This window comes from Acidicapsa dinghuensis, from assembly GCF_025685685.1.
GTDB classification, from domain to species: Bacteria; Acidobacteriota; Terriglobia; order Terriglobales; family Acidobacteriaceae; genus Acidicapsa; species Acidicapsa dinghuensis.
Genome location: NZ_JAGSYH010000010.1, coordinates 36,812 through 58,341, shown reverse-complemented (window position 1 = coordinate 58,341; position 21,530 = coordinate 36,812). Strand labels below are relative to the sequence as shown.

16 protein-coding genes are annotated in these 21,530 nt (G+C 56.6%); 4 read left to right on the top strand and 12 right to left on the bottom strand.

What is annotated here, in order from left to right; genetic code table 11:
* Window positions 1-27: 27 nt before the first annotated feature.
* The 7 genes from OHL22_RS23280 to OHL22_RS23250 all read right to left on the bottom strand — a co-directional run bounded on the left by OHL22_RS23280 (window position 28) and on the right by OHL22_RS23250 (window position 8,248).
* On the bottom strand, window positions 28-537 hold the full coding sequence (locus tag OHL22_RS23280; protein WP_263342205.1) for an SRPBCC family protein: 510 nt from the start codon (window positions 535-537) through the stop codon (window positions 28-30).
* A complete protein-coding gene (locus OHL22_RS23275) occupies window positions 515-901 on the bottom strand; it encodes an ArsR/SmtB family transcription factor (protein ID WP_263342204.1) in 387 nt (128 codons plus the stop codon). The genes OHL22_RS23280 and OHL22_RS23275 overlap by 23 nt, the downstream gene beginning before the upstream one ends.
* A gap of 248 nt (window positions 902-1,149) precedes the next feature.
* Window positions 1,150-2,163 (bottom strand): HNH endonuclease, encoded by a 1,014-nt coding sequence (locus OHL22_RS23270; RefSeq protein WP_263342203.1) that lies wholly within the window; start codon window positions 2,161-2,163, stop codon window positions 1,150-1,152.
* A 174-nt stretch (window positions 2,164-2,337) separates the two neighbouring features.
* A complete protein-coding gene (locus tag OHL22_RS23265) occupies window positions 2,338-4,416 on the bottom strand; it encodes a S9 family peptidase (protein WP_263342202.1) in 2,079 nt (692 codons plus the stop codon).
* Window positions 4,417-4,444: 28 nt separating this feature from the next.
* Window positions 4,445-5,266 (bottom strand): 3-deoxy-8-phosphooctulonate synthase, encoded by an 822-nt coding sequence (gene kdsA, locus OHL22_RS23260; RefSeq protein ID WP_263342201.1) that lies wholly within the window; start codon window positions 5,264-5,266, stop codon window positions 4,445-4,447.
* 110 nt (window positions 5,267-5,376) lie between these two features.
* The gene (locus OHL22_RS23255) at window positions 5,377-5,976 is read right to left on the bottom strand and encodes a hypothetical protein (RefSeq protein WP_263342200.1); all 600 of its coding nucleotides are present in this window, start codon (window positions 5,974-5,976) and stop codon (window positions 5,377-5,379) included.
* 619 nt (window positions 5,977-6,595) lie between these two features.
* On the bottom strand, window positions 6,596-8,248 hold the full coding sequence (locus OHL22_RS23250; protein ID WP_263342199.1) for a CTP synthase: 1,653 nt from the start codon (window positions 8,246-8,248) through the stop codon (window positions 6,596-6,598).
* Between the two features lie 152 nt (window positions 8,249-8,400).
* On the opposite strand from OHL22_RS23250, the gene OHL22_RS23245 reads away from it, so the two are divergent.
* Window positions 8,401-8,937 carry an O-acetyl-ADP-ribose deacetylase gene (locus OHL22_RS23245; protein WP_263342198.1) on the top strand — a complete coding sequence of 179 codons (537 nt, stop codon included), beginning with the start codon at window positions 8,401-8,403 and terminating at the stop codon, window positions 8,935-8,937.
* A 33-nt stretch (window positions 8,938-8,970) separates the two neighbouring features.
* Here OHL22_RS23245 and OHL22_RS23240 read toward each other — a convergent pair whose 3' ends face one another.
* Both OHL22_RS23240 and OHL22_RS23235 read right to left on the bottom strand, forming a co-directional pair.
* Entirely contained in the window at window positions 8,971-11,721 is a 2,751-nt protein-coding gene (locus tag OHL22_RS23240) for a TonB-dependent receptor (protein ID WP_263342197.1), read from the bottom strand.
* A gap of 207 nt (window positions 11,722-11,928) precedes the next feature.
* A complete protein-coding gene (locus OHL22_RS23235) occupies window positions 11,929-12,252 on the bottom strand; it encodes a hypothetical protein (RefSeq protein ID WP_263342196.1) in 324 nt (107 codons plus the stop codon).
* Window positions 12,253-12,457: 205 nt separating this feature from the next.
* Here OHL22_RS23235 and OHL22_RS23230 point away from each other — a divergent pair, with 205 nt between their 5' ends.
* Window positions 12,458-13,483, top strand: coding sequence for a hypothetical protein (locus tag OHL22_RS23230; protein ID WP_263342195.1), 1,026 nt, complete (start codon window positions 12,458-12,460; stop codon window positions 13,481-13,483).
* 33 nt (window positions 13,484-13,516) lie between these two features.
* On the opposite strand, the gene OHL22_RS23225 is transcribed toward OHL22_RS23230, so the two are convergent.
* Complete coding sequence (locus OHL22_RS23225; RefSeq protein ID WP_263342194.1) at window positions 13,517-16,147, bottom strand: ADOP family duplicated permease; 2,631 nt, start codon at window positions 16,145-16,147, stop codon at window positions 13,517-13,519.
* A gap of 15 nt (window positions 16,148-16,162) precedes the next feature.
* On the bottom strand, window positions 16,163-16,522 hold the full coding sequence (locus OHL22_RS23220; protein ID WP_263342193.1) for a PadR family transcriptional regulator: 360 nt from the start codon (window positions 16,520-16,522) through the stop codon (window positions 16,163-16,165).
* A gap of 212 nt (window positions 16,523-16,734) precedes the next feature.
* On the opposite strand from OHL22_RS23220, the gene OHL22_RS23215 reads away from it, so the two are divergent.
* The gene (locus tag OHL22_RS23215) at window positions 16,735-18,810 is read left to right on the top strand and encodes an alpha-galactosidase (protein ID WP_263342192.1); all 2,076 of its coding nucleotides are present in this window, start codon (window positions 16,735-16,737) and stop codon (window positions 18,808-18,810) included.
* Window positions 18,811-18,866: 56 nt separating this feature from the next.
* Here the strand turns inward: OHL22_RS23215 and OHL22_RS23210 are convergent, their stop codons facing one another.
* Window positions 18,867-20,675 carry a mechanosensitive ion channel family protein gene (locus OHL22_RS23210; RefSeq protein ID WP_263342191.1) on the bottom strand — a complete coding sequence of 603 codons (1,809 nt, stop codon included), beginning with the start codon at window positions 20,673-20,675 and terminating at the stop codon, window positions 18,867-18,869.
* Window positions 20,676-20,791: 116 nt separating this feature from the next.
* On the opposite strand from OHL22_RS23210, the gene OHL22_RS23205 reads away from it, so the two are divergent.
* Window positions 20,792-21,490 (top strand): toxin-antitoxin system YwqK family antitoxin, encoded by a 699-nt coding sequence (locus OHL22_RS23205; RefSeq protein ID WP_263342190.1) that lies wholly within the window; start codon window positions 20,792-20,794, stop codon window positions 21,488-21,490.
* Window positions 21,491-21,530: the final 40 nt, after the last annotated feature.

Sequence of the window (21,530 nt, the reverse complement as noted above, 5' to 3'; positions counted from 1 at the left end):
CATGACGATCATCAAAGCTTCAGCTTCTTATTTCACCCGCGCCAGCTCCGCAATCACCGCAGCAGCCTTATCGAGGATCTGGTTCATGCCCTCAACCTGACCGCTCTTGATCGCATTCTGCATGGTCTCGTTTCCAGTGAAGGTGACCTTCGTCTGGCCGTTCCCAAGATCCTCAAATGTGATCACGTCCGGCGAATCGTCGATGGCCTCGTGTTCAATTCCTAACTCCGCAGCCTCAACCCGGTTGCCCTCCGAATCGGCAAAGTACATCGTGGAAACGATCTTCTCGTAAGGAACAATCTCATGGTACTCGCCTGCATTCCAGCCCTCCCATCCATCCGGCGATTTCATGCAGTAGAGATACTTCCCTCCCACACGAAAATCCATCTTGCAAACAGGACAGGTAAAACCCTTCGGTCCCCACCACTGCATCACGTACTTTGGGTCGGTCCACGCCTTCCAAACCAACTCGCGTGGGGCATCAAAAACTCTCGTAACAACCATCCGCTCCGTCTCATTTGCCGTGTTTTGTGTCATCTCTTCCCTCCACTTTTTTCATTTCCTTCACAACCGCTTCCAACTTGTCGAAACTCTCTTCCCAGAATTGGCGATAACTAATCGCCCAGTCGCTGACGGTCTTGATCGTCTCTGGCCTGAGCGTGCAAATACTCTCTCGCCCACGCTTGGTCTTGATCACAATCCGCGCCCGCACCAGGCAGGCAATATGTTTTGAAATCATCTGCTGCGAGAGCGCAAATGGTTCCGTCAAGCCATGCACAGAGGCAGGTCCATGCGAGAGCCGCTCGATCATCGCCCGACGGGTTGGATCAGACAAAGCCGCAAATGTGGTACCCAATCTATCCACAACCGTATAGTTGTGGATTTTCACATTGAATGTCAATTGAAATTTTTCGCGATTCCAGATTTATGGTCCCTGATCTCTGACCCCTGACACCCGCGCGACGAGTGATACGTCGCCAATGCACTCTTCGAGTGTGAATTGGTTCGGGTAAGTCGGCGTGTCGTCAGTGATCGATCGGGGTCCGTTAAGGGCGTTTCTCGTTACAATCAGACAAGTTTCTAAGAAGCCTACTTTATGTAGTCACTGCATGAATTTCCAGCACTGTTCGATTCGAATGTGTTTGTCGACTACCCGGGCGCATTAATTTCACCCAAATCCTGAATCCCTCGTTGTTTCAATGCACGGTCAAGGAATTCGCAAAAATTCCCTACGAAGTGCTCCACATCGTCCCATACAGTTTCCTTGTCATTCCTGACTTCCTCAGTCTGAAGCAGCTCAGCTTGAATGTGGGCGAAAAATATTCCATTCTCTTCGCCGCGATATGCGTCATATACAAGCGTGTTTACGAAGTCGGGTCCATCATAGTGATCGGACAGCACGACAAAGTATGTGAGTTCTCCAAAGAGCCGGACTATTGCATCCACTCGATGGATGTCTCGTCGTGCCGCAATTGCGACAGAATGCTGGTGCGGGCCTTGTTCGCACGCCTTGAGATAACTATGGTTGACGAAAAGCCGCGCAACACCTTGGGGTGTACCTTCGAAAATGAATTGGCGTACTTCTCTAAAAGCATCACTAGTGACGATTCTGACGCCTGCGAGATGGACAAGCCCCGTATAGGCGATTTTCGCCACCATGCGTAGCCCAGCCTCCGAACCAATGACCACCAAATCGCCTCCGATATGAACTTCAACCGTGACGGGATCTCCTGGACCCATCTCGATCAATCGTTGGCCTTTGTTCTTCGCCTTCGCGCGGAGCTCTTCCTTCCGAGCATCAGTCAAGAATCGATAGACGGCCTCGTGCTCACCTTTCTCGTTCGTCTCCCTCGTGACAGACGGTGTAAGTACAACTTTTCCGTCGCTTTGGACGTGTCCTTTGTAGGTTTCTGAAGGCGCGACAATGGTCGCAGCTGTACGCGGCACTTTTCCGTACCGATCAGGGATTTGGAGAAGCATTCTTATGGGAGTGAGTTCGGCAGCTAGTGCTTGTTCGAACTTGGAATTGCCGTGATTGCAGCCGCCGCAACTGCCGTCCTTTATCACCAAGTTTCCGCCAAGCGCAGCGGGGAAAAGATGCTCATCTGTAAAAGTGAGCGCGTCGGCTTCTTCGTCTCGCAGGCAGAATAAGCATATTGGCATGGCAAATTTTACAGCCCCATGACGGCCAGTCTAAACCGCTCAACTTTCAGGAGAAGGGCATTGAGAAAGTCCGACGCTGAGCCGCGCATCCGAATTAGTCCTGAGAAGTCAGCTTGTGGGAAGCCATGCGCCGGGCAACAACCCTGCACCCGCAACGCCTGAAGCCGGAAGCACTCACTCCGCAGGCATATACTTCGCAAACCACTCCAGCGCCCGCACCAGCACATCCGTCCGATGCTCGGGATTTACAAATCCGTGCCCCTCGTTGGGATAGACGACAAGCTGCGTCGGTACATGCTCGTCGCGCAGCGCATGCCAGAACTCAAACGACTGCGGCGCGGGACACTCCCCATCGCGATCACCCACCACCGCCAGCGTTGGCGTCTTCACGTTATGAATGAAATCGATCGCCGAGCTCTTCGCATACACCTTGGGATCGTCATACACCGACGCGCCAAAGTACGGAATCATCCACTGGTCGATCGAGTTCTCGCCGTAGTAGCTCTCCCAGTCCGAGATGCCCGCACCAGCCACGGCAGCCTTGAAACGATGCGTCTGCGTCACGGCAAACATCGTCATGAATCCGCCATAGCTCCAGCCCGTCAGTCCCACGCGATCCTTATCAATTGGATACTTCGCTACTACCGTATCCACACCGGCCAGAATGTCGCGCAGATCGCCGTATCCAAAATCCTTGCGATTGGCCTGCGTAAACGCTTCGCCCTGCCCAAAGCTCCCGCGCGGATTCGGCTCCAGCACAAAGTAATCCATCGCTGAAAACGCCGGAGCACTCAAACTCCCGCGTCCTCCCCAGCTCGACTGCGCAGCCCCCGCTGGCCCGCCATGCACCAACACGATCAGTCCATACTTCTTCGCCGGGTCATAGTGCGCCGGGAACAGCAGCCACCCCTGCACATCAAATCCCTCATCCTTCCAGTTCACCGATTCGCTCTTGCCCCATATCGGAGTGATGCCATCGTTCACGTGCGTCAACTGCTTCAGTCCGCTCAAATCATTGGCCGAGCCCGAAGCCTGCGCCGCATAAATCTCCACTGGATGTTCAAACGACACCGCATGGAAGACAAACACCGAGCGATCTTGCGTCGTCGATAGGCTTAGCTCCATGCGCCCGTCGCCCACTGTACCCGGCACGCTGTAAACCACCCGGGGCGCATCACCGCCTAACTTCATATCCACCAACTGGCTATTGCCTCCAGCCAGCTCACTCACAAAGAGCTCGTCGTCGCCCTTCCAAACCATCCACGCAGGACTCGTCTTTGTATCGGGCGTCACATCGCGCGGCTCTCCGCCTTCAGACGAAATCACCCACACATCGCCGCCGGTCGATCCCTGATCGCTCATCAGGCCGCCGATGAACGCAATCTGCTTTCCATCCGGCGACCAGCGCGGCACGGCAATCTGCAGCCCATGCAGCGGCCCAGCAATCTCAGCTGGAGCCAGAATCGCCTTTGGACCTCCGCCGAGCTGCTGCGTGTAGAGCTTCGCAACCCACCAGTTGTTTTCGCCGGGTGGCTCAGCGGCCACATACGCCAGCGCCTTTGAATCAGGAGACCAATCGAATTCATACGCATGCAAATTGCCCGGCGTAACAAACTCCGGCTTTGCATTATGCGCCGTAGCGGAAACCATTGCCACGCGCTGCACTTCCACGCCATCCTCACCGATCACGCCTGCCCACGGCTTCATCGCCGCCAGCGCACCCGCTGCCCGAGTCGCACCCTCTACATACAGAAATGCGATCTTCGATCCATCCGGCGAGAAGTTGGGATATCCAACTTCGCCATGCGCGTCCGTCAGCCGCTCGACTGAATACTTTGTGCCGTTCTCAAACGTGGCCAGGTACACATTCTCCTGGCTCTCACCCAGCGGACAATTCCCCAGAAACGCCAGATGCCGTGAGTCCGGCCCCCATGCCACGCTGCTCTCGTTACATCCTGTTTCGTCCCGCTTCGCAGCCGTCACCCGCGCCGCTTTCGCCAAATCGCCAAACGGAGCTACCATCACCTGCCAGTTGTGCTCCGCCTGCCTCACGAAGGCAATTTTCGTCCCATCAGGAGAAATCGCCACAGACCCGAGCCCATGCGCACGCCCAAGGCCTTGCAGTACCTGCTCAACACGCGATCGCGAAAGCGTCCCCTGCGCGGAGGCAACAGAATCAAATGCACAGAAAGAAAAAGAAATCAGCGCACAGAAAGCAATGCGCTTCCTGGAAGACAGGACGGTATTCAACATAGCCGCATGCTATCAGGCGGCGTGCAATCTAAGCAGGCTGTGGTACCGCTGCATGAATCGCCAGCAGCGTCTCCAGGAGCGGCTTCAACCGCTTCAAATCCAGCGCATTCGCCCCATCGGACTTCGCATTCGCCGGGTCATCATGCACTTCCAGAAACAGCCCATCCACGCCCGCTGCCACTGCCGCCCGCGCCAACAGCGGAATAAACTCTGGCTGTCCGCCGCTTACACCGCCAGCAACCGAGGGCTGCTGCACCGAATGTGTTCCATCAAAAACCACCGGAGCATACTCTCGCATCACCGGCAGCGACCGATAATCCACCACCAGCGTGTTGTACCCAAAGCTCGCGCCGCGCTCGGTGAGAAAGACACGCTCGTTCCCGGTCGACTTCGTCTTCTCCACCGGGTAACGCATATCCCACGGAGCAACAAACTGGCCCTTTTTGATATTCACCGCGCGGCCCGTCTTGCCAGCCGCCACCAGCAGGTCGGTCTGGCGACATAAAAATGCCGGAATCTGCAGTACATCTACGGCCTCGGCTACAACATCGCAGTGCCCTGGCTCGTGCACATCCGTCAGTACTGGCAGTCCTGTTTCCCGAGCCAATGCGCCAAGAATGCGCGCGCCTTCTACCAACCCAGGCCCACGAAAGCTTTTCACACTTGTGCGGTTTGCCTTGTCGTAGCTCGCTTTGAAGATATACGGCACGCCCAGGTCCGACGTAATCCGCTGAATGGCGTCTGCCATCTTGCGCACATGCGCTTCCGACTCAATCACACACGGCCCGGCAATCAGAAACAACTGCCCAGCCCCAACCTGTACCGGCCCAATCTCAAACGTTCGGCTCATATCTTTGTTATGAGAACACAAGCGGCGGGCCGGCCGTCAGAGGCTTAACCGACCCAACTTCGTGCCGAAAGGTCTCGTCGAGCCAAGGGCAGCCGCCCAATCCCCTCGAGTCAGTCCCCCGAAGCCGTCCGATCATCGGTCGCGACCGAGTACATTGACTTCCCCCGCTTCCGTAACCAGCGCTCAAAATCATCCTTCACGGAATAGCGCGGATCATACGAAATGCGGTTCTGAGCTCGATATTGAACCCACGCCTCGTGATCTGCACCGGTGGCCGGCTGCAATTCAGAGGGTTTCGGACCAAGCAGCGCTTCGAGCGAAAACATCGAAGGGGCCGCGCCCTTCGGCTCCCCTTGCGAACCATTCGATTCGCCTCCGAAAAGCCAGCTCCGCTCCCAGAATGCCATCCCGTACATCGCCATTAGAAACAGGATTCGGAGGATCCGCATCCGGAAATACCATTCAAGCATGAACGCGGTCACCGGTTGAGAGCGGCTGAAACTCGTGATGGCCATCGCTATCAGGAACTTAAAAGCAATCAGCATGCCCACGCAAAACAGGTGGCCGGAGATGGTACCGAACACGCTATGCGAAAGCCGCCTCTTCTTTTCATCGAAAAGAATCAACCAGGCAAAAAAGCAGTTATAAGCTATCATTGCTCCGGCCCAGGAAGCCCACCAGAACCGCCGTAGCAAAACCAGCACGACCAATCCCGCCAGATTGCATAGGAAGAACGCGGTGCGCTCACGGGTAGCGAAAGCACGACCCATCATCATAGACCTGCCTCCCGGCCTCAACTCTCATCAGTCCATGCGCGATCAGTTGATATGCCTCAGATGAGCGCTAACTTGCCTCGCGAAAGGCTTGCCCTCTTCTTCGGCAGCTATCCCGCAACCTTTACCTCTGGCAGGTCTTGGGCACTGACGAACGAAAGATAATTCGCTTATCGAGCTGTCTGATTTCTGTTGATTCGACCTTGGGGGAAGTCTCGCCACTGATAGTGGCATCGAGAAGCTAATAAAGTCAATCGGGAAATAGTTACTAACTATCGGTTTGACGATCCTCTGTATTCAAGTGACTCATGTCACAGAGATGCTACAGGCTTTTCAAAACGTCTGTCTATTTAATAAACAAACAGCAGGCATCGATAACCAGTTACAACCTTAGCTTGTTCTTGATAATTACCTTCGGGCAATCAGGTAACCCATAAGGCTCGCACGCGGTCTGGATCTTCTCTCGTTCAAAAGCAGACTATAGCGTCTCGATGGCGCAAGAAGAAACGCCGGGCTTGACCCGGCGTTCTTGGCTTCCGTTACCGGTCAATGCTTACTACTCCCGCGCCGCAACAGCCAGCGGCGCCAGCCGATGCGCACGATTTCTGTAGCTTGCCGCTACAAAATCGCGGAATAGCGGATGTGGCTCCAAAGGCTTCGATTTAAACTCCGGATGGAACTGGCAACCGAGAAAGAACGGGTGATCCGGAATCTCGACGATCTCCACATACGTTGCATCTGGCGTCGTGCCTGTAAGCCGCAACCCGCCGCCAGTCAGCAGTGCTTCGTATTCGCGGTTGAACTCATACCGGTGCCGATGCCGCTCGCTGATCTGTGTCTGCCCGTAAGCCTTGGCAGCCAGCGATCCCGGCTCCAACACGCACTCCCATGCTCCCAGCCGCATCGTGCCGCCCATCTCTTCCACGCCAAGCAGTTCGCGCAGTTTGTATATGATGCGATGTTCCGTCGCCGGATCGAACTCGCTCGAATTCGCCGCCTTCAGCCCACATACATTCCGCGCAAACTCGATACAAGCGGTTTGCATGCCAAGGCAGATACCGAAGTACGGCGTCTTATTCTCGCGAGCAAACCGAATTGCGTTCAACATTCCTTCGATGCCGCGCTTGCCAAACCCTCCCGGCACCAGGATTCCATCAAATCCAGCTAACTGAGATTCGTAACTCCTGTCGCCGGGCTCTTTCGATTCCAGACCTTCCGCTTCGATCCAAGTAACTTCGAGTTTCAGATTGTGCGCCAGGGCGCCATGCACCAATGCTTCCTTCAGCGACTTATAGCTGTCTTCGTACTCAACGTACTTGCCCACAATGCCAATCGATACCGAATCCTTCGGATTATAGGCACGATCGACGATGTCTTTCCACTTATCCAGGGCCGGCGGGGCTGCATCCATGTGCAAGTACCTCAGCGCAAGCTCATCCACGCCTTCCTGCGCAAACACCAATGGACACTCATAAATCGAGCCCACATCCTTTGCCGTAATCACCGCTTTTTCTTCCACATTGCAGAAAGCAGCAATCTTCGACTTCATATCCCGAGGCAGGTAACGGTCAGTCCGGCACAACAATATATCTGCCTGGATTCCAATCGAAAGCAGCTCCTTAACCGAGTGCTGCGTAGGCTTCGTCTTCAACTCCTGTGCCGCCGCAATCCACGGCACCAGCGTCACGTGGACAAAAATCGTGTTCTCCCGCCCCAGCTCCTGGCGCATCTGGCGGATCGCCTCCAGGAACGGCAGCGACTCGATATCGCCCACTGTCCCGCCGATCTCCACGATCACCACGTCCGCCCCATGCGACGCCACCTTGCGCATCGCATTCTTGATCTCGTTTGTCACATGTGGAATCACCTGTACCGTCTTGCCCAGGTAGTCTCCCCGCCGCTCCTTCAGGATGATCTGCTCATAGATCCGCCCGGTCGTCAGGTTGTTCTCACGGCTCAAATGTGCGTGGGTAAACCGCTCATAGTGGCCAAGATCCAGATCTGTCTCAGCCCCGTCGTCGGTCACGAAGACCTCGCCATGCTGAAACGGCGACATCGTTCCCGGATCGACGTTGAGGTAGGGGTCAAACTTCATCAGGTTGACCTTAAGTCCTCTGCTTTCAAGCAGACAACCGATGGAGGCTGCAGCCAGCCCCTTACCTAAACTGGACACGACACCGCCCGTGACAAAGATGTACTTCGCCGACATCGCTGCGACCTCTGGATTGGATTGTTGGGATTGGACGTACCTGGTGGGCACAATCAAGTATGACAGATTCCGGGATAGGTGAAAAGCCGCAAATGAGCCCCGGATTTCACCGGTTCGCCGCTAAACTTGTGGAAAGCCGAGGTTAAATTCCCATGCCTGACCGCATCACCGTCCTCAAAACCGACATCACCAGACTCACAGTAGACGCCATCGTCAACGCCGCCAACAGCTCCCTGCTCGGCGGCGGAGGCGTAGACGGAGCTATCCACCGCGCTGCCGGCCCTGAGCTGCTTGCCGAATGCCGACTGCTCCATGGCTGCAAAACCGGTCACGCCAAAATCACCAAAGGCTACCGGCTTCCGGCGCGTCACGTGATCCACACTGTCGGCCCAGTCTGGAATGGCGGCAGCCAAGGCGAACCCGATCTGCTCGCAAGCTGCTATCGCTCCTGCTTCGCCCTGGTCCGCGAACACAATCTCCGCACTCTCGCCTTCCCCGCCATCAGCTGCGGCATCTACGGCTACCCTATCCCCGAAGCTACCGAAATCGCCGTCCGCGAGACCCTCTACGCACTTAAGGCAAATCCAGCCATCGAACAGGTGACCTTCGCCTGCTTCAGCGACGACGTCTTCGACGCCTATCACAGCCAGCTCGCAAAATATCCTGTTACGGAAAATGGGCAGGCCTAAAGCCTGCCCAACCGGTCCCCAATCCCCGGCTCTCTAGAAATGAAACCCAAGCTCCGCTGTCAATGCCCGCGGCGTCACATAGTGTGTGCCGCTGAAGGTCGACAGGAAGTTATACAGCGCGTATTTGTTCGTGATGTTCACCGCAGAAAGATGCAGGCTCCACTTATACCGATCCCCGTGAAACAGGTTGTCCTGCCCGACTGAAGCGTCAATCAGGCTGCGCCCATCCACGCGCGGGGGAGCCTTGTCGTTGTCTCCCGTTCCCGGCGCTGGAATATGAATCAGCGTCGAAGAATACTCCGAAGCAGGGCAAACCGCCGGCAATGGATTCCCCGGCGTCGCCCGTTGGCCGTTGCAAACCATTCCGGCCTGGAACTCCTCGTCCGCGGTCAGATGACTCAGATCCACGGCGGGTTGACCATCCAGCGTCGTCGAAGTGTCTCCGCAAGCGCTGTTCGGATCGTTCGATAGCAGGTTGTAGCACGGCGCTGAACCAGCCACCATTCCGCTGTCATAGCGCCAGTTCAGGCTCACCCAGGGAGTCATGAAATTTCCCCACTTCCACGGAGCCTGATACTGCACATGCGTCGTCTCGTTATACCGCTCATCGTGATCGATGCGGAATGGCAAGCCGGTTTGTCCAACCGTCGCTCCCGCGCCACCCACCTGTGGCGGGAAGAATCGCGCCGCCACCGACGACATCACAACATATCCCGAAATCCCACGCCAGTTCGGCACATCAGCCCGCAGCACAAGGCCGGGAATCTTCGAGTTGTGCCAGTCGATCGGAAACGTGATCGGCGTGTTGCCGAGCACGCTGAAGTCAAACGCGTTGTGCGTGTACTTCCAGATGTAATCCCCGCTGACGACGAGGTTTTTCCCAAACGCCTGCTGGAAGCCCGCGTGAAACTCATTCTTGAACCCTGGCCGCAGCGTTCCAAGCGAGTTTCCGGAACATGCCAGCAACGGTGAAAGCACCGCATTTTCGCAGCCCGTGCTCGACAGCACCAGGTTTTCGTTGAACGGAGTCTCCAGCGTGCGCGCATACGACAGCCGCAGCACCGTGTTCGTCGGCTTGATCTTGTAAGACAGCCCAAGCCGCGGTTCAGTCTGGTTTGCAGTCGTCAGCCCGTTATAAACATCCTCGCGTAAGCCCAAATTAAACAGCCAGTTGCCCAGCGTGATCTGATCCTGCGCGTACAGGGCAAGCTCTTTCACATCGCTATGACCATCAAAGGCAAACAGTCCGCCGCCGCGCGTCAGGTCATATGGCCCAAGCACTGCGAGATAATTCGAATTTGCAAAATTGTCTCCACAATTATCCGGACTCGCGTATCCCGCAACCGCATTCCCATTTGCATCGACGCACGGCGCGTTGTACAAGGGATCAACGATTCCAAGCGTGTCGTTCTCGTTCAGAAAAGTCTGCGCATACATCGCTCCAAACTTCGCATTGTGTATGCCCTTCGAGTACGACAAATCTGCATGAGCCCCCGAATTCGTCAGTGTCCGGTATTGCGAGATCGACGAGGTCTGCAGATTTGCCGGTCCTCTGTCAGCCAGCGGATTGTTGCTCGGATAATAGTTGTAAGCATCGCGGCGCACAAACGCGCCAAAATTCAACACTGAAGCCGTGTTGATCACCCGCGTATATGTCGGTGCGATGTTGAACGTGCCGATCTGAGACCGCTGGTCTGCGTCACCTACGCTCCCGAGCACCGGATCGGGCGTCGCGCCTCCACTCAACACATTCTGCACATTCAGGTTGTCGTATGTATTCGGCGTCTGAAACCACGAGCGGCTGTAATTGAAATCCACATGCACCGAATCATTCTGGGTAAAGCTCCGGTCCACGCGCTCAAAGACGTTCTGCTCGTTACCCTTGGCGTGAAAGACCTTGAACTCCGGCGGATCGAGGAAACGTCCTGTATTCAGCCCATCTACCTCGATAAAGTTGCCCCACTTATTCCCGCCATAGCTAAGATCAATGCCGCCGCTAGCCGTGCCAAAACTCCCAAACGAAGTCGTGACGCTGCCCGTCGGCTTCGTTACCCCCATGCCCGATCGTGTCGTCACCTGGATAATGAGGCTCGTCTTACCGCCAAACTCCGCCGGCGGCGCGCCGGAAATCACCTCGACCGACTGCACCGAGTTCTGCGGCAACTGGTTTGAAAACACCTTGCTCTGCTGATCCGAAATATCCTGCCCGTCGATCGAAAACGTGTTCGAAGCATGATCGCCAAGCCCGTGAATCTGCCCGTTCGAGTCCGACGAAACACCCGGCGAGGTCTCCGTCACCAGCGAGCTCAATCCCGACGATTGACTCTCCAGCGGAATCTTCTCCATCAGCCCGCGATCCACGTCCGTGTGTACGGTCGAATCGTTCTCCACCAGATCGCCCGAATCCACAGTGACCGTCGTCGCCGCCGTACCAATCTGCAAAGCATCTGTCTCATTGATCACCACCGGTGAATTCACGTTCACATCATGGTGATACCCGTTGAAGCCCTGCGCCTTGATTTCAATGTGATACGGATTGAACGGCAGGTTAGCAAAACGGTACTGTCCTTGGTTGTCGGTTTTAGCTGTCCTCTCGTAGCCGCTCACCGGATTCCGGATCGTCACCGTCGCGCCCGGCACAAGGGCCCCGCTGCTGTCCGTCACCGTGCCTGCAATCGTGCCTGAATTCGTCCCTGATTGCGCCATCGCACAAACGCCGGCAACTGCCAGTACACAAAGGAAAACCAAAATATTGCGAAAATAACGGCCGCAAAAACGAGCCATAAAACCTCCATTGCCATCTGGCGGAGAGACCGGCTTGATACCTTTGCCGGTTTAATGTTTCCCGAATGAAGTTGCAGGATCTTCTGTTGTAGCGATTCGTTTTCGTGTGACTAAGCGATCCAGAAGATCGGGCCCACGAACCACATACATAAGTTCAACTGCAGGAAACAATTTGCCGCGGCCAGACTTAACTGCCGCATGCATCGTCTATAGCTGGCGGGCCTGAGGAGGCGGACGATTGAACAGGGTGCAGTGCCAAGGACGAACCACGGATGCCATCTCCTGCACCACCAGCGGCTCCGACGCGTGAACCACAATAATGGCCGCCGCAACCGCGGCTACAGGAGCCGCAGAATGCATCACCACGCAAATCGGGCAATGATCGGCATCTGCCGCCGTTGGATGTACATGTGCCACCTGCACAAAGGCCAGTAGCGTCAGCAACAGCAGGCAGGCGATCGTCGTGACGCGCCGTAAACTAGCGCTGCGTCCCGTAAATGCCTGCTTTTGCTGCTGTGTACTCTGTTTCATCCCTTACGCCTACTTTACCAGAATATGACTATTTCACTCTCAATCTGGAACGTTCGCAGTATCAAACGGAACGGCTTCGCACCATTCACGCGACCTACCGGCCCGTCCATCGTCTAAACTGTCGGCGATGTCCCGTAAATCCAGTTCGCGACGCCCGTTCGCCGCCGCGTTTTCTCGCGCGTGCCTGCTCGGAACCCTCTCTGTTTTGACGGCTGCCCTCTCTCTTGAGACTCCGGCTCTCGCGCAATCCACCGACCAGCACGAACAGAGCAAGCAGCTTCCGCTCAAACCGGACGTCCCTGGCGTCCAGGTCAATCATCGCCTCATTCTCAAGGACGGCACTTATCAGGTCGTTCGGAAGTACGAGGTTATCGGCGATCGTGTTCGCTACATCTCAGTCGAACGCTCCGGCGACTGGGAAGAACTGCCCTACGATCTTGTAGACTGGCCCGCCACCAAGAAATGGGAACAGCAGGCAGCTCAAGCCGCCGTAGAGGCCGATTCCCCGGCAGTCGAAGAAGCCCGCGAAATCGACAAGGAAGAAGCCGCCGAGCGCGCCGCCAATAAAGACCGCATGCCCGAGGTCGCCCGGGGCCTTAACCTTCCTGATCAGGATGGTGTTTTCGTTCTCGATACCTACCAGGGCGAGCCGCAGCTCGTCGAACTTGTCCCTTCCACGGGTGACCTTCAGATGTCACGCCAGCACGGTCTCCGCAGCGTGCTCCCGCTACAGAGCCAGATGGCTCGCGTCGAGTTGGAAGGCCCAGCAGCCAAAGTTCACCTCCACGTCAATGAGCCTGTCCTCTATCTCTCGCTCGACGACCCTGACAATCGCAAAACCGCTGAAAACCAGGTCATCGGTCACGCCATGACTGTCGATACCAAGGGCGCATCGACCTACGCCCACGGCAAGCGCGGCGCAACATCGCCCAACAGCGGTTTTGCCATCGTGCATGTCGACTCGCGCAGAGACGTCCGCATTGTAGGCACCGTCAAGGTAAGCCCCACCGGCCAGATCACGCAGCAGGACAACGTCATCCCTACTAAAGTCGAAATCCTGCCCGGCAAGTACTGGCTCAAGCTCACCCCCACCGAGCCGCTCACCATCGGCGAATACGCGTTGGTCGAAATCCTGGACTCAAAAGATATGAACGCCAACGTATGGGATTTCCAAGTGAACCCCCAGGCCGGCATCAACGAGTCCGCCATCGTCCCCATCGACGCCAACTAACGGACCCCAACACGTACAACGCTGCGGACGCCATCACTCTGCCCGCAGCGTCTCCATCGGATCAACCATTGCCGCATGAAGCGCAGGCATAAACGCCGCCGCTGTTGCGACAGCCACCAGCACCAGCGCAACGCCAGCAAGGGTTACCGGATCGAGAGTCTTCACTCCAAACAGGAATGACCGCACCGCGTAGCCTGCTGCCCATGCTCCTGCAATGCCGGGAATTAAGCCAAACAATACCATTGCACCAGCCTGTCTCATCACCAGCCCGGTTACACGCGTCCGCGAAGAACCAAGGGCCATGCGAATCCCAATCTCACGCCGCCGCAGCGTCACCGAATACGCCAGCACACCATACATCCCCACCGCCGAAAGCAACAACGCCACCGCACCAAATCCTCCAACCAACCGCAGCGCTAGCCGCCTTTGCTTCAATGAATCGGCGATGCCCTGCTCCATCGGCCTTAGTGTCATCTCCGCCATCTCCGGAGCTTCCTGCTTTACCGCCGACCGCAGTTCAGCGGCAATCGTCGACTCCGGCAGCTTCGATCGCACCGCATACTGCGCCATCATGCTGAAGACCATGCTCAACAGCGACTCCTTCGGCAAATGCAGATAGTCGATATACACCATCGGCTGATATGGTGCTCCCAGATCGCCGCCCTCCAATTCGTTCTCCACCACGCCGACGACCGTCATCATCTGCGCAAAAGGAATATCCGCATCCGTCTCGCCGGGATTGCGATGAAAATGAATCGTCGCACCCACCGCGTCGCGGCCAGCGAGATACTTGTGCACAAACGCCTCGTTCACCAACACCACAAGTGTCCCGCCGCTCTCGTCGCTCTGCGTAAAGCTGCGCCCCTGCAACAGATGAATGCCGCTCGTTCGTACAAAATCTGTACTCACCATGCTGTAGTGCGCTGTCTCTCCGTCGTGAAAAGGACGCCCAACGACCTCTGTCGTTCCATCCAGCACGAAGTTGTAGCTCGAAAAAGGAAGTGCCGTCTGCATCGTCACCGACTCGACGCCCGCCAGCGACTCAAACCGATGCAGCAGCCGCGTCTCGGTCTCGCGCGAGATCTGTGCGTCTTGATGCTGATCCTTCGGCATCAACACCAGCGTCGTAACATCATGCGGATCGAACCCCGGCTTCACATTCTCCAGCGAGCGGAAGGTCCGCAGGAATAACCCGCTCACCATCAGCAGCACGCAGGTGAGCCCAACCTGCAGAGCCACCAGGATCGCCGGCAGCTTCGATCGCCGCGTAACGTTCTTCGCCGCTCCCCGCGCCACCCTCTGCCGCCTGATACTCAGCAGCGGACCACACGCCGCCGCCGTACCCACCACGATCGCCAGAAGCGCAACAGCACAGAGCAACGGGGGATGTACCGAAAGCTCATCAAAGCGCGCAAACTGCCCGCCGTAGGCGCGCCGGGTAAGCAGCACCGCAATCCACGCCGCCAGGCTCCCAAGCGCCGCGCTCACCAGCGAAACGAGAATGTTCTCCGTGATCAACTGTTGCAGCAGCCGTCGATAGCTCGCGCCCAGCGCCATCCTCACTTCCATCTCCGGCATGCGGCTCGCCGCGCGGCCGATCTGCAGATTCGCAGCGTTGGCGCATGCAATCAGCAGCAGCACAGCTACCGCACCCAGCAGAGCCCACAACGGCTTCTGCACATCCCCCGTCAAATACTCGCGATACGAAACCATCCGCAACTGGTTATGCATCGCTGCATTCTTCTCGTCGGAGTGAGCGAAAATCTGCTGCGTATTTTCGAGCGCCGTCTCCTTTGAGACCCCCTGCCTGATCCGCACAATCGTGGACCCTGAATCCATCATGTAGTCATCTGCGCCCTGCGCATTCAGCGAAATCGGCACATAAACCGTTGGCTCCGCCGTTCCCTGCGGAAAGCGCATATTCGCAGGCAGCACGCCCACGACCGTCACCATTTTTCCTGAGACCCGGATCGCCAATCCAATTGTCTTCGAATCGCCCTGCAGCTCATCGCGCCAGAACTCGTCGCTCACCAGCGCCACCTGCTCCTTGGCATCCCCGGCAACAAACAGCCGCCCCAGCCTGGTTTTCACACCCAGCGTCGCAAACAGGTCTGTGCTCACCTCTGTCACAACCGACATCTTCGTGCCGCTCTTCGTATCCACAGGGCGCACAAGCGTGTTGTATGCCCCTACGCCTGCAAACGAAGATACATAACGCCGCAGCGCATCGATCTGTTTATATGAAAGCGCATACGACGAAACCCCTGTCCCTTCACGCCGTCCCTCCGCATACAACAGCATCAGTTGCTTCGACTCAGGCAGGCTCACCGGCCTCAGCAGCACCGAGTCCACAATCGCCAGTATCGTAGCCACGGCGCCCATTCCGAGCGCGAGCGTCAATATCAGCGTAACGGTATAACCACGCGCATTTCCAAGGCCGCGGAGAGCGTATTGCACATCCTGGACAATCCTCTCCAGCCAGTACCACCCCCATATCTCGCCCGATCGCTCCAGCGCCAGCGGCACATTACCGAACTTCCGCTGCGCCGCGCGGCGCGCCTCATCCGGGCTCATGCCCGCGTCGATGTTCTCCTGTGTCTCAAGCGCAATGTGCTCTTCGATCTCATCTACCAATTGACGTCTTTGACGGGCCCATCCAAACATCCAATTGTCCCTTCTCTACCGGCCTTCTTCCGGCAGTGGTGACAGAATCCGCGCTATCGCGTTGGACAACTTCTCCCAACGCGAGGTCTCGACATACAGCCGCTTGCGTCCTTTCGCGGTTAGCCGGTAGAAGCGAGCCTTGCGGTTGTTCTCAGAGATTCCATCCTCTGCCTGGATCAGACCGAGCTTCAAAAGCCTTTGCAACGCCGGATACAACGACCCATGCCCAACTTGCAACACTTCCTCTGATCGCCGTTCGATGGTACGAGCAATCGCGTGCCCATGTGCGCGTCCAAAGGCCAGCGTCTGCAGAATCAGCAGATCCAGCGTCCCTTGCAATAGTTCCAATTCTTCTTTTGGCGCTCTAGTCGACATTCGACTAGAGTCTACTTGTCCTTCAGGTCGAATGTCAAGGGGAGTCTATGTTCATCATCCCTTCGGATCAATTGATTTGTAATTTCCCTGGCAGGCATGTAAACCTTTTCATGTAAACTTGCTTGTTCGACCGCTCTCTCCTTCAGCGGCCTCACCACCGATCGATCCGCCGCTCAAGAGAGCATGAGCCACTAAGCCTCAGAGGATCACCCATGACTTACTCCCGCCTCCTGCATTGCTGTTTCGCTCTTCTTGCTTGCCTTGGGGCTGTACGTCTCTGCCTCGCCGCCGACGCACCTGTCCTCCGTAACAATCAGCTCACGCTCAGCTGCGACACGCACAATGGCTCATGCACCGCGCATTGGTCCAGCGCTGATATCGGCCCATTCGCCGCTTCCGTCGAACTCAGCGACGGTAAGCACTTCGCCACCACCGATTTCCCAAAACATCAGATCGAGCCTAGCGCCCATCCAGACGAACTCACCATCCGCCACTTCGGCCTCAAAGGCGCGCCCGTTCTCATTCAGCACATCAGCCTTCCGGACGGCCAGCCCTATATCCTTACAGACCTCGAAGTCCTCGCCACTCATCCCGTCGGCACGCGCCACATCTCACCGCTCGTCCTCGCAACCAACGGCAGCGCAGATATTCAAGGCGCAAGCAAGCCCACCGTCCTTTTCGTCCCCTTCGACAACGACATGTGGGTCCACTACAACGAACCCATCGATCCAGCGAAAGACCCCGACAGCTACGAAGTCACCGCCATCTTTGACAATGGTTCACGTCATGGCCTGGTTCTGGGTTCCATCACGCACGATCTCTGGAAGACCGGCATCCTCGCGCGCAATATCTCGAATAGTCGCATCCAGCAGCTCGAGGTCTACGGCGGAGCCACCGGTCACTGGTCGCACGATGCCGAGCCGCACGGTCTCGTCTCAGGAACCGACATTAAGTCGCCCACCATCCTCGTCGGATACTTCACCGACTGGCGCAATGGACTCGAAGCCTATGGCCGCGAAAACGCGCGCATCAAGCCGCCGCTCGCATGGAAAGACGGCGTCCCCTTTGGCTGGAATAGCTGGGCAGCCTATCTCGAAAAAATCGACATGCAAAAATACGAGGGCGTAGCTGATTTCATTCACAATCAGCTTGAGCCCCGCGGCTACCAAAACAACAATACGGCCTACATCAATTGGGACTCAGGCTGGAACAAATTCAGCGAAGCCGATCTCCGCGCCGCAGCCACGCATGTCCACTCACTCGGCGAAAAAGCCGGCATCTACTACACGCCGTTCTCTTACTGGTCTGACGATCTCTCCAAAGAGGTCGAAGGTACCAACGGAAAATATCACTACAGCGATATCATCCTGCGTGACTCACACGGCCAGCCTCTTCCAAAAGTCGATGGCGCGCGGCCGCTTGACCCGACAAACCCCGGCACGCTTGCGCGCATTGATTGGCAACTCGCGCAATTCGTCGCCTGGGGATACGACTCAGTCAAACTGGACTTCCTCAACTGCGGCGCGCAGGAGGGCCACCATTACGATCCCGCCATCGCCACCGGCGTCGCCGCCTATAACCTCGGCATGAAGCGCATCGAATCCGACCTCGATCCCGCAAAGATCGGCCGCTCCTTCTTCATCAGCCTCTCCATTGCGCCGCTCTTCCCCGCCTACGGCCATGCACGCCGCATCTCCTGCGACGCCTTCGGCCGCATCCAGGACAGTGATTATCTGCTTAACGCAGCATCCTACAGTTGGTGGGCCAATGGCACGCTCTACGACTTCAACGATCCCGATCACACCGTCATCGCTCGCGATACCGATCCATATCATGGCGAGGCCGTCAAAGGCAGTATTCAGACATTTGCCGAGGCACGCACGCGCGTCAACGCCACCGTCATCTCCGGAACCTTGCTCATAGACAGTGATGATCTTCTCGACGGCTACGGACAATCCCGTGCAAAAGAGCTTCTGACCAATAAAGCCGTTCTCGACGTGGCCCGCGCCGGCATCGCCTTCCGCCCTGTTGAAGGTAACTCCGGCATTCACGCTTCACCGGAATTTGTACGCGAAGAAAAAGACGGCAGCCTTTACCTCGCCGTCTTCAACTACAGCGAAACCAAACCCGCCACCCTCACCGTCGATCTTCAGCGCCTCGGCCTCGACCCCGCGAAAACCTATCGTGCCACCGACCTCTGGACCGGAACAGAGCAGGACGTCACAAGCCAGATGCAGTTCCTGCTTGGCCCAGCTGAGTCTCGCCTGCTTCATCTTGTCGCCAGATAGTCAGTAACAGCGACGCGTTGCCTTTACCAAGCGCGTCGCGCATCACCGCCAGTGCATCACTGCTCGTTCGTTACGGGCTCTTTCTCTGCGCGCAGCGCATCCAGCACGCCTTGATTGATCCTGTTGCGCTCGTCAAATCGTTCAGTCGCTTTCGTGACATACCGAACAACTACGTCCACCCCGCCACCGGAAGGCCTCAGGTTCACCGCAGGTTGCGCGGAGAACTGCGTCAGCCCACGCGAATTCGCAGCCTGCTTCCACTCGCGATCCGCCTGCTCTGCGTCGTCACGAGTTGCCGCCGCCACAGCAGTCTGCACACGCTCAATCGCATCGTGCGTGCCTTCATTTAGCGGAATCGTCACCGTCAGCTCATCCCACATCCACTGCCCGGCAGTCGTGAAATTAAAGAACTTTCCACTGATCGCGTATTTGTTGTTAAACGCCACGCGCCTGCCTGTCGGATGTCCCTTTGCAGTCCAGTTCCCTGTCTCCAGCAGCGTCGTACGGAACAACCCAATCTCCACCACCTCACCCGCAACGCCATCAATCTCCACCACATCGCCAACTGCATTGCCGCCCTTGCCCATCAGAATGAACCAGCCAACAAAGCCGAGAATGAAGTCCTGCAACGCGACAGTAAGGCCAGCGGTTGTCAGCCCAATTACCGTCGAAATCTGACTCGGCGCTCCGAAGATCACCAGCAAAATCGCCACGAACGCCAGCAATTGAATCGCAAGCCGGAAGATGCCGCTCAGCGTCCGCAGCCTGCGCGGATCAAGCAATTCATGCTCAGTGATGCGCCGTATCACCGCATCCAGCAGAATCGCCGCAATCACAATCACAAAGATCCACATAGTCTGAATCAGAATCAGCCGCAGCACAGTTTTGTGCTGCACCTCTACCTGCGTAGCCCACTTATCGTAGATCGACGCCAGCCTCTGCTCAGTATCCACACGATCGTCGTAGATGCTGATCAACTGCCGTTCAAGACTCAACCAGTTCAATCCAGCCACGCGCGCAGCGGATATATCCCCTTGCGCGCCGCCTCCAGTCTTCGCATCTTTCTCCAACGCATCATGCTCCGCGCCAAACTTAGCCACAGCCTGCGACGCAGCATCTCTCGCCTGCACCAGCAGCGAATATCGCTGGTTCTGTTTCTGCCACGCTCCAATCAGCCCAGCCAGCGTACGATAGCGATGCACCGAAACAACCGCTGCCTCGCCTGTAGCCTGCGAAGCATCGAATCGCTTCATATCAGCCTCGCGCGCCGTCAGTTCCTGTTGAATCTCTCCACGTTGATCGCCCGAGGCCCGCGCCAGATCTTCCTGCGCATCCGATAGCTCATCCTGATCCAGCCCCAGCTGCGCTTTCGCAACATCCAGATCATTGCCACCCTTTGGTGTCAGTTGCTGCACCGACTGCTGATCCGAAGCAACAGCAGTCTGCAGATCTTTTACCCGCTGCTGCTCCTCAAGCGCTGCGCCCGTCAACTGCTTCTGCTGCAGAGTTGCAGCACGTAGCGCCGCAGCGAACGCCTGGTCTACATCATGATCGGCCAGCCGCTCCGCCTCGCGTGCGTAAGTAAGTTCTTCCTGCGTTATCGCAAGCGCGGTTAGAGTCTTCGCTGTATCCCATGGGCTCTCATCCACCAGCGTCTTCTGCGCACTCGCCGCTCTCTTGCCATTCTTCGGCAAAGAAGCGATACCTGCCGCTGTTCCATTCGTCTGCCATAACAAAATGACGCCGATAACAATCAGCAGACAAAGCGCAATCAGCGAACCCAAAGCCCACCGCCCAAACAGCGGCTTCGTCGCTCTGCGCTTATTTCCATCGTTTGTTAAATCTGTCTTGGGAGCAGTAGCCATGCCCTCATTTTCTCATTGGCATCAAGTATCCAGTTCAATCCGCAGCCCATGGATTTCACTTTTACTGAGCAGTAATACCTCCAAGCCTCACAGAAACTTCAGGCTAGACTGGATCGGTGAAAAATTATCGTTCCGCAATCCCCGCATCCGCTGAAGAACGCGTGCTTTCATGGCATATCGCGACGCGTTCCAAGGAGCGAGCCGAATACACCCTGAATGGTGAAGTCATGGGCTACCGATATTTCCGTGATGATGGCATGTTGGGGACTGAAACACCTCTCCGCAACGGGCTCACACACGGGAATCTATATTACTTTGACAACGAACCCGGCGGTATTTTGAAAGTCACTTTCGCTTGGCCTCACCGGAAAGGCCTGCCACATGGCACCGCGCGTCAGTGGTCGATAGATGGCAAGCTAATCGGAACATTCACAATGAAACACGGAACTGGATGGGACCTCTGGCGCATTCAAGTTCATGAAAAGGGCTCAATCCGAGTTAGCGAAGCCCGTTATCTCTGGAATGGAAAGCTCCATGGCTTTGAGTGGTGGTTCAACTTTGACGGCGACGGAACGATCTACTCAGAAAATCACTTCTGGGAAAACCTGCAACACGGTATCGAACGCCAGTGGAATAACCAAGGGAAACTTAAACGCGGTTATCCCAGGTACTGGATCAACAATCAGCAGGTCACCAAACGCCAATACCTTCGCGCAAGCGCAAAAGATCTGAACCTTCCACCATTCAAGCAAACAGATAATATGCCTGCTAGAGTCTTTCCTCCAGAAGTGGCTTCTGCGCTCAAAGTCAGCTGAGATATCTGCACAGTCAATTTGAGCCATTCACTAGCAACTA